The following is a 14,426-nucleotide window of genomic DNA, read 5'->3' as shown; positions in this document are numbered from 1 at the left end:
GCCACAATTCTTAATTGCAAAGCTTAAAGATTCAGTAAAACTTTGAACTAAATAATTACTTATCCGACTTTGACAGTATGGAGAGTCAATTAATGGTTTGAGAGAAACTGTCCCAAATTCTCCTTTCTTGAAACTTTCTTTTACATCAGTAAATTGATAAGCGTAATGGCTACCTTCGAAAGTACCGTTATTGACGATTAGATGCTCATAATGACTATCTTTTTCTTCTTTAATTATATATTTAGTAATCCAGTTTTTAATCGCATCAAAATCCTGTATTAACTTCTGTCTGAAATCAACGCAATGTTGATTATGGAAGCATACCGAGCCATTACTCATTACATGACTATATTTAATCAGATTAATATTTCTAAAAATTATTGTCTCAGAACCACTAAACTTGAATGGGTATTGAGAATGGATTGTTACTTCAAAAGTTATTTCCTCATTGAGACCTTCGAGATTAAAAGCTATACTAAAAATTACAAGATCTTTGTCGAATTTAAGATCTTGTAAGTTTGAGATATAGCTTATGCTACTGATAGTATTTAGTAGTTCTTCTTGAGAAAATCTCATATCTAACCAAAACGCTGTTTAGATGAAGGAGTAGAAACTGGAGTAGCTCCAGCAACACCATAGCTCAAACCATTATTACTAGCTCCTTCAGAAAATTCTTTGTTTTTCTCAAAATAGTATTCAATTTGTTTTTCGTTGTTCTCAATATTGGTTAGCATCCATTCAAAATCACTTTTTAATAGTGTTTTTTGATATGAATCTAATGTACTCATTAAATCATTGTTGCTGTTACCCGGGTCAGGCAGTTTAAATGTAGAACTTTCAATATTATCTACAATATATTGGAGAACAGTCTTAAATTGTTCCCATAAATTACCTGTAGGTAAGGTACTGTCATAAGCTTTGATAACTAAAAGTTCAAAGAAAAATGACTTATATTTTTTAGATTTTTGAAATTTCCAGATCTTTAGCAATCTAATAATTTTTCGTTCATTGTCCTTACCACTTATATGATTAATCTGACTTTGAATATTAGTTTTTAAATACCCAGTCTCCGATGGATCTAAGGAGTTGATATGAAGATTTAGATTTCTTGTTTCGGTATAGCCATCTACTCGTGTTTCTCGAGCAGGTACAATGTCTATATCAATACCATCTTCTTCAAAGGCTAGTCCAATAGAAACACCTTGCTTTCGAACAGTAGTTCTATCATTAAATTTATCATTTAACTTGTTATAAATGTCACTGAACATATCTTCTAATGTATTGAAGCTTTTATATTTAAAAGGTACAACTGCATCTAGGTCAAACTTTGTATTAACAGCAGTATGCTTACTATAAGATCCTGAATCAAAAGGACTATAAATTCTGCTACCGTATTCGGCATTTAAGAAATCTTTAATTTCATTACGTCTATCTCTGTATTTATCAAAGACATCTTTTATGTGCTTCATCTTATGTGTTTCAAGTACTTCTTGTAGATAGTTACTTTTATAGTCAGCCATTATCTTAGTCCTTTGAATAGTATTTAAAAATCCATTTGAATAAATCAATACTGGATAGCGGGATTTAACTAAAAAGCCAAACCCGCCATCCATCAGAGATTCTATTTAAATAAGTTCTCTTGCAGTCCTAGATCTTACATGCACCGCCAGCACAATCATCTTCCATATCCGCTTGGGCATCGTTCGCACCATCACGAGTGTTATGGTAGTACAACGTCTTCACACCCATTTTATAAGCGTTTAGCAAGTCTTTTAGCAATATCTTCATCGGTACACGGCCACCAGCATAACGAACGGGATCGTAGTTGGTGTTGGCAGAGATACTTTGATCGACGAATTTTTGCATGATAGCGACCAGCTTTAGGTAACCGTCATTGTTTGGCATTTGCCATAGTAGCTCGTACTGATCTTTTAGCTTGTCAATCTCAGGCACGACTTGCTTTAGAATGCCATCTTTTGACGCTTTGATAGAGACCAGACCACGTGGTGGCTCGATACCGTTGGTCGCGTTGGCGATCTGACTTGAGGTCTCAGACGGCATCAAGGCGGTTAGGGTAGAGTTGCGTAGACCGTGCTCAGTGATATCCCTACGTAGCGTTTCCCAATCGAGATGTAGCGGCTCTTGGCAGATTTTGTCCAAGTCGGCTTTGTACGTATCAATTGGCAAGATACCTTGTGAGTACGTGGTCTCATTGAACGCAGGACATGCGCCTTGCTCTTTGGCTAATTTGTTTGACGCTTTTAAGAGATAGAACTGCAACGCTTCAAACGTCTGATGGGTCAGACCAAGCGCGCTATCGTCAGAGTAGCGTGCGCCATTCTTAGCTAAGTAATACGCATAGTTAATCACGCCCACACCTAGCGTACGGCGACGCATGCTGCCGTTTTGAGCGGCTTTTACTGGATAGTCTTGGTAGTCGAGCAGGGCGTCAAGCGCACGGACGATTAGCTCGGCTGGCTCTTCGATGTCGCTGACGTTGTTGACTTTACCCAAGTTGACCGCTGATAGCGTACAAAGGGCGATTTCGCCTGCTTCGTCATTGATGTTATCCAGTGGCTTGGTTGGTAGCGCGATTTCCATACATAGGTTTGACTGGCGAATCGGCGCAATGGCCGCGTCAAATGGGCTATGCGTGTTGCAATGATCGACGTTTTGGATATAGATACGACCCGTACTGGCGCGCTCTTGCATCATCAGGCTGAACAAATCAGCAGCTGGGATTTGACGGCTACGGATGTTAGGATCGTTTTCGTACTTGGTATATAGCTCTTCGAATTTGTCTTGGTCTTCAAAGAACGCATCATATAGGCCTGGCGTGTCACTTGGTGAGAATAGCGAGATGTCTTGACCTTTGATGAGGCGCGTGTACATCGTTTTGTTTAATTGTACGCCGTAATCCATATGACGGACACGGTTGTCTTCGACGCCGCGGTTGTTTTTGAGTACCAGTAATGACTCAACTTCCAAATGCCATAATGGGTAAAATAGGGTCGCAGCTCCGCCACGGACGCCACCTTGTGAGCAGCATTTCACCGCCGTTTGGAACAGTTTGTAGAATGGGATACAGCCAGTATGCTGCGCTTCACCGCCACGGATCGGGCTACCAAGGGCACGGATACGACCTGCGTTGATGCCGATACCAGCGCGCTGTGACACGTAGCGTACGATGGCGCTGGTGGTCGCGTTGATTGAGTCTAGGCTATCACCACATTCGATCAGTACGCACGAGCTGAACTGACGCGATGGCGTACGCACACCTGACATGATCGGCGTCGGTAGTGAGATTTTGAATTCTGAGGTCGCATCATAGAAGCGTTTGACGAAATCAAGTCGATCTGACTTGTCGTATTGGCTAAACAGACACATACCAACCAGCATATAAAGGAACTGCGGGCTTTCATAGACCGTTTTGCTCACGCGATCTTGAACCAAGTATTTCCCTGCCATTTGCTCAACCGCTGCATAAGCCAAATTCATATCGCGCCAGTGATCCAGATACTCTTCTAATTCATCAAATTCGGCACGGCTATAGTCCGCTAGGATATGCTCATCATATTTGCCAGCGTCGGTGAGCGTTTTGACATGGTCATACAGGTGCGGCGGCTCAAACTGGTTATAAGCAATCTTACGCAGATGGAAGATAGCCAAGCGCGCGGCGAGATACTGATAGTCAGGCGTGGTTTCAGAGATGAGGTCAGCGGCTGATTTGATGATGGTTTCGTGAATGTCACGGGTTTTGATGCCTTCATAAAACTGGATGTGCGACTTTAGCTCAACTTGCGACACAGAGACGTTGTCCAATCCATCCGCCGCCCACGCTATTACCTTATGAATTTTGTCTAAATTAATAGGCTCTAAACGTCCATCACGCTTGGTTACTTGGATTTTATCAATATGTGTCATGTTGGCCTCTATTTTGATTGCTTATTGTGATGTCGCGCGCCAAAGCAGCGGCAGACATTCTTTATAACGCTATGATGCTGGGTTGTGCTAGCTGTTTTTTAGGCAAAAAGCTACCACTACTCGTAGTGATGGTTAAAATCACTGAGTACTACATATAGCGTGTTTGTTAATTGGTAGGCACAATATAGCGGGAAAATTCTGAAAATACTATATTGATTTTAGGATAAAACTATGTTGCTACAAGGTTGTAGGCAGTCCAAATTTTGGCAAAGGACGATGGGATAAGGGTTAGGCGCAAATGCGGTCAATCATAAATTTTTTGTAAAAATAGTGCGGCCGTTTGCTTTTTATTTTCTCAGTGATTGTCGCCTGATAACCATCATCATGGCGGCAATAATGCGGGCGCAGATTGTACATCAAACCACAAAAAATCGCCACCCATATGTTATTACTAGCGAGTGACGACTTGGACCAAAAGGCGCTAAACCTGTCTGAACGATTTACAAAACCATGCGGACCGTCTTGGCGTTATCAAGCGCGGCATAAAGTGTATTGACTTGATCAGCGGCTGTTAGGTACAGATTGACCCGTGCTGAATGAAAGCGACCCGTTCTAGAAGGTTTCACTTCAATAGAGGCCAAATCAAAATCAGGGAATTGGCTACCCAAGATCAGCTTGATTTCATTAAGCAGGCTCTCGTGCTCACCTTCATGACCAATGATGCTGAGTGGGTAGTTCATTGGGAACTCCCAAAGCTCAGGATTTTGAATGTCTGTTTTTTTGCCTTTCAGAGCCCCTTTATTTGGCGTCAAATCAGTGACTTTCACTGATGGCTGATTGCTGGTTGGGTTATTTACATTGTTGTCGACGTTGTCGTTGTTATTTTTTGAATCATCACTCATGATATGAGCCTCGCTTTTATAGATAATATTTTTGAATAAATCAGCTGGTTAGAGTAGAGATTTTACCTACAGTACCTTTGTCTGCTATTTATAGTGGCGTGCGGTGGATTATTCAAGTTACGTTTGCCGCTCGTTTATTGTATGGCGCTTAGATGACGGCAATATTTACGGCAAATAACCATCAATAGGCATAATATCAGTCGGCAGATTGGTTTCTCCCAGCGCTTCTCGCAGATTGATCTCGATAGTGCGGGACAATGCGGTCAGAGGTAACTGATTAGCCGCCAAACCAAACGGCTCTTCTAGCTCTTCACTCAATGCATCTAACCCAAAAAACGTATAAGCAATCACGGCACAAACCAAGGGCGTTGCCCAACCAAGCGAGGCGACCAAGCCAAAAGGCAGCATGATGCAATACAAGTAGGTCGTACGATGTACCAGCAGCATATAAGCAAAAGGTAGCGGTGTGTTATGAATGCGCTCGCAGGCTGCCAAGACAATCGTCATAGATGTCAGGCGCTCATCCATGTTTTGTATAACCTGCTCTGAGACCAGTCTTTGACGCCGAATATCGCCGAGATGCTTACCCATGAGGCGCATTATATGGTCAGGGACATTTTTCGCTTGGCGCATACGATCATGATGTATGGATGCGACAAAGGGATCTATGTCCGCCCAAGGTGGCGTACCACGCAGCCTGTGGCGTACAGCATGTGCAAAAGCAATGGTCAGATATACCATGGTGCGCTGAGTCTCACGACCATGCTCGTTGTCATCATCTATAAAGGATAGGACTTGACGGGTTAAGCTGCGAGCATCATATACCAACTGGCCCCATAGCATCCGTGCTTCCCACCAACGCTGATAGCTGGCATTATTTCGAAATCCCAAAAACAGCGATAGAGCAATCCCTAATAAGGTAAAAGTGGCGATACCATAATAAGGAAAAGAGTCAGGAATCCAGTGTTGAATAATGGTAATGGCTGTACTAAGGATGGTAACCAATAGCAGCTGCGGATATATTTTTGGAATGATTGAACCGCGAAGGGCGAAAAATATCTTAAACGGGTGGGGTGTTTGCCGGACAATCATGTCAGCTTCCTAGCGATGGGGTATATGGAGACACTATTCAATGTCTCGTGTAATTCTAATACAGAATCAAGATCTGTAAAGCCCAAAAGACTATAAATTTATTCAAACTAAGAAGTAGGGTGGTCACTTAAGCTCGGTAATTGGGATAGCCAAAAAGTTAAATCCTCGCCTATTCTTTTCGTCAGCAGAGCGTATGACTGAATCCTTTGATATTAAAGAGTCTGTCTCTAAAGTAGTTATTGACGTGTCACGAGCACATTTTTGGGATGTGACAGCAATCGCTGCGATTGATAAAGTCATTATCAAATTTCGTCGTGAAGGCACTGAGGTAGAGCTTATTGGTTTGAACGAGGCAAGCCAGACGATGATAGACAATTTCGGTGTGCATGACAAACCAGATGCTGAGCAAAATTTAGGCGCGCATTGATAACATAGATTAACAAACACAAAAAAGCCGAGATAAACTCGGCTTTTTTTATTTAGCTTCATTGAATATTAGTCATTTTCAAGGAAAGAACGTAAATGCTCAGAACGTGAGGGATGACGCAGTTTACGCAACGCTTTTGCCTCAATCTGACGGATACGTTCACGGGTAACATCGAACTGCTTACCAACTTCTTCTAAAGTATGATCCGTTGGCATGTCGATACCGAAACGCATTTTTAGGACACGGGCTTCACGCTCAGTCAGGTTGCCGAGTACATCACGAGTGGCTTCTTGTAGTCCAGCAGACGTTGCATCGTCGACAGGGCTTGAGATCGTACCATCTTCGATGAAGTCACCTAGGTGGGAATCTTCATCATCACCGATAGGCGTCTCCATAGAGATAGGCTCTTTGGCAATCTTGAGCACTTTGCGGACTTTGACTTCGTCCATCTCTAAACGCTCGCCTAATTCCTCAGGCGTTGGCTCGCGTCCCATTTCTTGTAGCAGCTGACGTGAGACACGGTTGATCTTGTTGATCGTCTCAATCATATGCACAGGGATACGAATGGTACGCGCTTGGTCAGCGATAGAGCGCGTGATTGCCTGACGAATCCACCATGTGGCATACGTTGAGAACTTATAACCACGGCGATATTCAAACTTATCAACGGCTTTCATCAGACCGATATTACCTTCTTGGATCAGATCCAAGAACTGTAGGCCACGGTTGGTGTATTTTTTGGCAATAGAGATAACCAGACGTAGATTGGCCTCGACCATTTCTTTTTTGGCGCGGCGAGCTTTTGCTTCACCAACTGCCATACGGCGTGCCACGTCTTTCATGTCGTGGATTTTCATGTCGAGCTGTTGCTCGTAGTCACGGATACGACGTTGTAATAGGATGACATCATCAGTGACTTTTTCTAGCGTGCCCGCAAATGCAGGCTTACCCTTGATGCGCTCGATGAGCCAATCAACGTTGGTTTCATTGCTTGGGAAAGTCTTGCGGAACTCTTCGCGCGGCATACGACCACGGCGGATTACCAGACGCATGATCTGACGCTCTTGCTTACGCACGTCATCATAGACATCATGCATGATAGCCATGACTTGATCTGACAAGCGGTTGTTTAGCTTTAGCATCATAAAACGTTCGGCAAGTAGGGCATACGCGGTATCAGCTTGCACACTACCACGACCATAATCTAGCAGCGCTTGCTTGGCTTTGATAAATAGATGCTCGATCTCTTCTAGACGCAAACGTACTTCTTCTGGATCAAGACCGCTGGTTTCTTCTTCAGCTTCTTCTTCAACGTCGTCTTCGTCTTCATCGTCATCATCAAGCGCAGCTGCTTTCGCATTGATCTTGGCTTTGATAACCGGTGGGTTTTCTTTTTCTTCTTTAATGCGCTCACGCTCTTCTTTCGCTGCCTCTTTTGCTTCTTGGGCTGCGATTTTGTCTTCTTCGGTTTCAGGATCTAAGAAACCAGTGATGACATCAGATAGCTTTTTTTCGCCATCTTGTACTTTTTGGTATTCATCAAGGACGAACTGTACGGTGCCAGGCCAGTAAGCCATGGCATGCTGTACATCACGAATACCTTCTTCGATACGCTTAGCAATGGAGATCTCACCTTCACGGGTAAGAAGATCAACCGTACCCATCTCACGCATATACATACGGACAGGGTCAGTGGTACGACCAGGCTCAGTCTCAACAGAGGCGAGTACCGCCGCTGCCTCATCTGCTGCCATGTCATCATCACTTGAATCATCGTTCATCAAGATGTCATCGGCATCAGGAGCTGATTCAAAGATTTTGATACCAACATCGGTTAGCATCTGCACAATATCTTCGATCTGATCGCTTTCGGTAATAGAGTCGGGCAGCTGGTCATTCACCTCAGCGTAGGTAAGATACCCTTGCTCTTTGCCCATTTGGATTAAGGTGGCCAGTTGAGATGTGGACTTAGAAACTGACTTATCGTTCATAAATACTCGCTTACTTGCATCGGACATTTTTATATTGTGACTCGCTATCGCTCGCTCTTTGCGTTGATCTTATCAATCGATTGATCAAAATATGGCGTAGAGGTTGTCAATAATATCAAAAATGAGTTGATATGAATAAAGGCTCAAAACACTACAATAACAATGCTAAAAAACAGCTAAAAATTAGAAAAGCTAAAAAGACTTCAATACAGTACCTAAAAAAATATAGTACTTAAAATTTAATACTCAAAAATAGTATCTAAAAGCAGATACGTAAAATAATACCTAAAATTTGTGCTTAAAGATGCATGCTCACAATCATTAACAAAGCAGTGCTGTCAATATACAGCGACACAGTTTAACACAGACCGCAGTCGTCAAGCACGAGCTAGTGATAGCTACCGACCATTTTTTGCCGTTTATTTGCCATCAGCTAAATGATTTAGGAGTGACTCATGCTACTGGGCATAATCATTAGTAGTGGGGGCAGTGGCTAGAATTTTAAAGGGGCATGATTTGATAATTAAACATTAAGACTGAACGATGACCATCTGTGCCGATTGCTCTGCCTGCTGTGCCCGTAGCCAATCGTTCAATAATTGGGTTTGTTTACGGACGATTGCGAGCTTAATATGATCAGGGTTTTTTATCAGCTCTTGTATTTTTTTCTTCATGTTGCGCTCAAGCAGCTGACTGACTAGCTCTTCGATCAGGCCATCAAGCCCCAAAATATTGCGCGCAGTTAGCGCTTTATAAAAACCGCCCCAATTACGGCTCAGCATCTCTTGGGTCGCAGGCTTCACATTTGATAAGATAAAATGCGCTGCTGCGTTGGCATCTTTTGGCAAATAATTAAGACAGCGTTTGATAGTGCTCACGATGTCAAGCAGAGCAGCGTCTTGCAGGTCTTCCCAAGCAAGCGGACGCAGCGTATCGGCTGAAGCCTTTTGTTTGATATGCGCAGGTAGGTGTAAGCCATTAATACCAGACTGTTGCCAAATCGATTCGATAGGGTCATCAATGAGTGCGCGCGGCTGAAACAAAAAGCACAGCTGCAATTGCTGACTGATGGTCATATCACCATCAAAGTCTAGCAGCGCATCTTTGGCCTCGACATTTTGACTGCGCCTGCCGCCAAGCTTTTGATAAACATCATTGTTGAGCAAATAGCGAAAGCTACTGCCTTTTGGCAAAGCGGTCGTCAATGAGCGTACTTGCGACATGAGCTTGGCTTTACCTTCAGCCAGACTCATGTCATAGCGCTCACTTAAGTAAGCAAAAATATACTGTGATAACGGCATGGCTTGGCTGATTTGCTCACGCATGGCATCGCTGCCATGACTTTTGATAAACGTATCAGGATCATGATTATTAGGTAGGGTTAAAAACCGCAACTCTTTATCATCAGCAAGCACAGGTAAGGCAACTTCAAGCGTACGCCAAGCGGCTTTTTGTCCGGCACTGTCGCCATCAAAACTCAAAGTCAGCGTTGGATTGAGTGTCAATAGCCGCGATATTTGGCTTTCATTGATTGCCGTACCCATCGAGGCGACCGCCCCATAGATGCCCGCTTGATAGAGAGCAATGACATCCATATAGCCTTCTACCACCAGCCAGTCGTTAGCACGCTGCTGGCGCGACTCATAATAGCCATAGAGTACATGCTGCTTATGAAAGACGGGCGAGTCTGAGGAGTTGATGTATTTTGGCTTGACCTCATTGTCGAGCGCCCGACCACCAAAACCAATGGTGCGGCCTTGGTTGTCACGAATGGGGAAAATCACCCGATCACGCAATAGATCATAGTCACGACCAGATTCTGACTGGCGTACCAACCCCAATGCTTTGAGCCCCTCAATGTCTTGCGGGAACTGATGCTCAAGATGCTGCCACCCAAAGGGCGCATAGCCGAGGCCAAAGGTTTCAAAGATGTCTTCGCTAATGCCACGCGATAAAAAATAGTGCTTGGCATGAGGATGCGTGGTCAGATTACGCTGATAGAACTGCTGAATTTGCTCTAGCAGATCGTACAAATTGCCATCTTGATCAGCGTTCTGATCAATGCTAGCCATACTTGCATCGTTATCTGTCAGCCACACTGGCGGATAGCCATCATCATCCGCATGGTTTGAAGAATACGGCTCTGATGGATACGAGTCCATTGAATAAGATGCTGACTCGTAAGCCTCTAGCGGCGGGAAATTATCGTAACCCTGAGCGTCATCATAGCCTTGATTGTCATTGTAATTAGGCTGGTCGATGTAATTTTGGTCGCTTTGGTCAACATTGTTTTGATGACTGGCTTGACGGTTTTTTTGATAGTTATTTCGATAGCTGTCTTGGTTTGTGCCGTCTTGGTTTGCACCGTCTTGATTTACTTTGCTGTGCTCTATCGTTGGGCTAGGTACATTGTGAACTGGCGGCGGTGCAATAGGTTTTGGCGTACGGCGTTGATAGCTGACGTTCTGTTGCTCTTCTTGTGGTACTTCAATGCCTGTTTGTTTAGAGAGCTCATTGACTGCTTCGATAAAGGTAAGATTCTCGTAATCACGCAAAAAACTGATGGCATTGCCACCGACGCTACAGCCAAAACAGTGATAGATATTTTTTTGTGGATTGACATAAAAAGAAGGCGATTTTTCACCGTGAAAAGGGCAGCAACCTTTATATTCACTACCAGCGCGTTTAAGCGTGGTGTGTTTGCCAATGATGCTGATCAGGTCAGCTTGGCTATTGAGTTGTTCAAGAATATGGTTAGGAATGCTCATACAAAAAACAGTTTACCATAGGTCGATTATGTTGGGGCAGAGGTAATAAGGTACTGCTAGAAAAATAAGGCCAACGTAATGTTGACCTTATTATCAATGAATACAGACTGTGTTAGCTAGGCTAAAAGACCTCACATAATCAATTATTATCCATATCCCTCACACTGTCGTCATTTAGCGTAGTGCGACGTGTTGGATTGGTATTTAGTGGATCGACGTTGGCTTCTCGTGCAGTCGAGCCAGTGCTTGATTGGCTGGTCACGCGCTCAGCTGACGCTTCAGGCAGACCTAGGCCTACGCTGATACCATTACGAGCAGCCGCATTGTTGGCGACTGGAGTGTTGGCAGGCGTTGTGTTTGTCCCTGCTAGTCTCAACTGGGCTGCGTTGCCAATCAATTGGGTTTTGGTCGCGCCGTTATATTCGCCAGTTGCCACTGAGTTGTCAGTTGTGTTTGAGCGACCAAGCTGTCCAAAGGTAATCTTATTGAGCCAAGAGCGATCACGTTTGGTGCTCAGTTTCACGCTGCCATTACTAGTCAGCATGTTTGGATAGTTGATTTGCAATAGGGTTTTGTACTCATTTGCTAAGTCTGTTAGACCAAGTTTTTCGTGGCTATAGGCTAGGACAGCAATGGCATCTGGTACTGACTCACTCAGTGGATAGTACTGGAAGACCCATTTGGCACGGTTGACAGCTGCCACATAAGCTTCACGCTCAATATACCAGTTGGCTGCGCTCATCTCGCTTTGGGCAAACTGATTATAGATAAATGTCATGCGCTGGGCGGCATCTGGTGCATAGGGACTATTTGGGTATTTGCTAATAAGTTCTTGGAAATTGGCAAAGGCAATACGTAGATACGCAGTGTCACGCTCTGCTTGGTTTAATTTAAACAGCTTCAAACTCTCAGACGAGCCTTCCATATTGGCAACGCCGCGTACATAGTAAGCATAGCTGACTTGCGGATTAGAAGGATATAGACGGATGAACTGCTCGGCACTCGCTGCTGCCATCTCGTATTTATCGCCTTGATACTGTGCGTACATCATATCAAGTAATGCTTGCTCGGCGTACTGCCCAGTTGGGTAAAAGGTACGCAGATTGGTCAGTTCTTCAACACCTTGGACATAGCGGCCTCTATCGATTTGAGCGATGGCATCGTTATAGTAACCTTGCTCTGACTTTTCCGCTGTTTCTACCGCGTCGACATCTTTGGCGCCAGTGAGGTTTTTGAATGTCTGGCAACCTACTAGATTGACGCTAAGCGCAAGTAAGGTTATTGAGGACAGTTTGATAAACGTATTGCCAACAGCTTGCATACTTCTTCTCCGACACAAGACGCATAATAGCAGCAGTGCTATCATGCTATATAAAAGGTTAGTGATAAAAAACGATGCTGAGTATTCAGCGATGCACAAGCAACACGTTTTTCATCGAATGCAGTTTTTGTTATGACGTATTGTACTGGTAGATTGGGTCTGATACATAGAGCTTTTATAGTAAGCCTGTAATAGATTAAATGCATTTAATCATATTCAAACGGTTTAGATGGCAAATACTGTCAATAAAACCCAATGGTATTTTTATACTGTATTTGAATATGGCATAGGAATACAGTGCCATAGCATACAGCAAAACATGGCTATACTTTATAGAATAACGTTTGCTTCGTCTATTTTTTCGCTATCTATATTTTACAGGCAGTTTAACATGAGCGGCTATCACGAGCGATACCGAATATCGCTGGCAGGAACAAATATACAGTAAATTACAGCAATGTTATGTTCTAGAGAGCTAAGCAGTAAAGCTTGGCACCTCAGAAGCGCTCAAAAATTCACAGATAGTATGCACTTTTATAGGGCTTGGGCGCGTGACATGATACACTAGGGCGGTATTGTCTCCGCTTTTTTGACCTGCATAGCTTTTATTATTTGCTAGAAGTCGAAAAACGACAATTTTTTATTATTTTATCTTTGAATGAAGTCACCTAACAAAATATAGTTAGTAACTTTACATAGTTAGCAACTTTGCTAGGTATCAATCCGCTATGAATAATGATGCCATGACTACCCATTTATCACCGAATCAATCGCTAGAGACTGATTCATCAGCACAAGAGTCACCAATGCCAAATAACGTTTTAAATAATGACGAGCTTGACAATCAAGAAATGATGGATGAGCAGGAAATAATGGACGAGCACACTGATGCTCTTGATAATGACGACTTGCTCGAAGAAGATAGCGATATTGATGAAGCACTTGACGATGGCGACATGGATGAAGGCGACGATGAAGCGCCAGTAGCTGGCCAAGCAGTGCCAGTAGTGGTCGATATGACGCATATCGTCACAGAAGATGAGTCTGGCCTACGTATCGATAAAGTCGCTTCACAGGTGTTTGCAGACTTTTCGCGCGTGCAATTACAAGGTTGGATCACGGATGGTAGCTTACTTTATAACGGCAGTGTGCAAAAACCAAAGGTTCGTGTCAAAGCAGGTGATGTCCTACATCTATCAACAACGTTGCAGCAGCATAGTGAAGATCAACCAGAAAATATCGATATCGATGTGGTCTATGAAGATGATGATGTATTGGTGATCAACAAACCTGTCGGTATGGTGGTGCATCCAGGTGCGGGTAACCAGACAGGCACATTGGTCAATGCTTTGCTATATCATTATCCACAGCAGCATCATTTGCCGCGTGCAGGATTGGTACACCGTATTGACAAAGATACCTCTGGACTACTGCTCATCGGTAAAACCAAACCGGCTCAAATGGCGCTGATGGAGCAGCTAAAAGACAAATCTGTTTATCGTCATTATCAGTGTGTGGTAGCAGGCGATCAAGCAAGCTTGCTGCGTCATCGCCGTATTGATGCGCCGATAGGGCGACATCGTACTCAGCGTACCAAGATGACGGTTATGACTGCCGGCCGTGAAGCGGTAACCCATCTATTAAATGTCACGCCACTGAATGACAACTACTGTCTGTTAGATGTCGGACTGGAAACAGGTCGTACGCACCAGATTCGCGTGCATCTGAGCCATGTGACCCATCCGCTAGTCGGGGACCGTGTCTATGGTGGTCGTCGTCAACTGCGAGCAGGTTTGACAGAAGCACAGCGCCAAGCCATCAGCAACTTCCCGCGCCAAGCATTGCATGCTTATACTCTTGGGTTTGTGCATCCAACGACTGGTGAGGATATGGAAGTGATGACGCCACTGCCAGAAGACATGCAAAAGCTAATAGCCGTATTAAGCGACGGTTATGATGACGAGTAAACGCTATTGAGAAAAGCGGCTGTCTAAAGGTGTT

General features: G+C 43.8%; 8 protein-coding genes and 2 pseudogenes. 2 read left to right on the top strand and 8 right to left on the bottom strand.

Translation table 11 applies throughout. The features are described from left to right. The 5 genes and pseudogenes from AS194_RS07365 to AS194_RS07345 form a co-directional block, all read right to left on the bottom strand. Positions 1-576: pseudogene (locus tag AS194_RS07365) on the bottom strand (thiamine biosynthesis protein ThiF); the annotation flags it as partial. 2 nt (positions 577-578) lie between these two features. Beyond that, a complete protein-coding gene (locus AS194_RS07360; RefSeq protein ID WP_227511602.1) occupies positions 579-1,613 on the bottom strand; it encodes a nucleotidyltransferase in 1,035 nt (344 codons plus the stop codon). Between the two features lie 34 nt (positions 1,614-1,647). Further along, positions 1,648-3,924 carry a class 1a ribonucleoside-diphosphate reductase subunit alpha gene (gene nrdA / locus AS194_RS07355; RefSeq protein WP_058024863.1) on the bottom strand — a complete coding sequence of 759 codons (2,277 nt, stop codon included), beginning with the start codon at positions 3,922-3,924 and terminating at the stop codon, positions 1,648-1,650. A 500-nt stretch (positions 3,925-4,424) separates the two neighbouring features. Further along, positions 4,425-4,715 carry a YbeD family protein gene (locus AS194_RS07350; protein WP_058024867.1) on the bottom strand — a complete coding sequence of 97 codons (291 nt, stop codon included), beginning with the start codon at positions 4,713-4,715 and terminating at the stop codon, positions 4,425-4,427. Positions 4,716-4,991: 276 nt separating this feature from the next. After that, a complete protein-coding gene (locus AS194_RS07345; RefSeq protein WP_058024862.1) occupies positions 4,992-5,918 on the bottom strand; it encodes a bestrophin family protein in 927 nt (308 codons plus the stop codon). A gap of 166 nt (positions 5,919-6,084) precedes the next feature. Here AS194_RS07345 and AS194_RS07340 point away from each other — a divergent pair. After that, positions 6,085-6,345 (top strand): annotated as a pseudogene (locus AS194_RS07340) (STAS domain-containing protein); the annotation flags it as partial. A gap of 68 nt (positions 6,346-6,413) precedes the next feature. On the opposite strand, the gene rpoD reads toward AS194_RS07340, so the two are convergent. The 3 genes from rpoD to AS194_RS07325 all read right to left on the bottom strand — a co-directional run bounded on the left by rpoD (position 6,414) and on the right by AS194_RS07325 (position 12,425). Continuing rightward, positions 6,414-8,336, bottom strand: a complete 1,923-nt coding sequence (rpoD, locus tag AS194_RS07335) for an RNA polymerase sigma factor RpoD (RefSeq protein ID WP_058024860.1) — start codon at positions 8,334-8,336, stop codon at positions 6,414-6,416. 530 nt (positions 8,337-8,866) lie between these two features. Further along, positions 8,867-11,104 carry a DNA primase gene (locus AS194_RS07330; protein ID WP_058024859.1) on the bottom strand — a complete coding sequence of 746 codons (2,238 nt, stop codon included), beginning with the start codon at positions 11,102-11,104 and terminating at the stop codon, positions 8,867-8,869. A gap of 139 nt (positions 11,105-11,243) precedes the next feature. Next, positions 11,244-12,425, bottom strand: a complete 1,182-nt coding sequence (locus AS194_RS07325) for an outer membrane protein assembly factor BamD (RefSeq protein ID WP_058024858.1) — start codon at positions 12,423-12,425, stop codon at positions 11,244-11,246. An 872-nt stretch (positions 12,426-13,297) separates the two neighbouring features. Between AS194_RS07325 and AS194_RS07320 the strand changes: the two genes are divergently transcribed. Then, complete coding sequence (locus AS194_RS07320; protein ID WP_413771710.1) at positions 13,298-14,392, top strand: RluA family pseudouridine synthase; 1,095 nt, start codon at positions 13,298-13,300, stop codon at positions 14,390-14,392. Positions 14,393-14,426: the final 34 nt, after the last annotated feature.

It is taken from the genome of Psychrobacter piscatorii, assembly GCF_001444505.1.
GTDB classification, from domain to species: Bacteria; Pseudomonadota; Gammaproteobacteria; order Pseudomonadales; family Moraxellaceae; genus Psychrobacter; species Psychrobacter piscatorii_B.
Note: the sequence above shows the minus strand (reverse complement) of the source record. Positions and strands in the feature narration are given on the sequence as shown.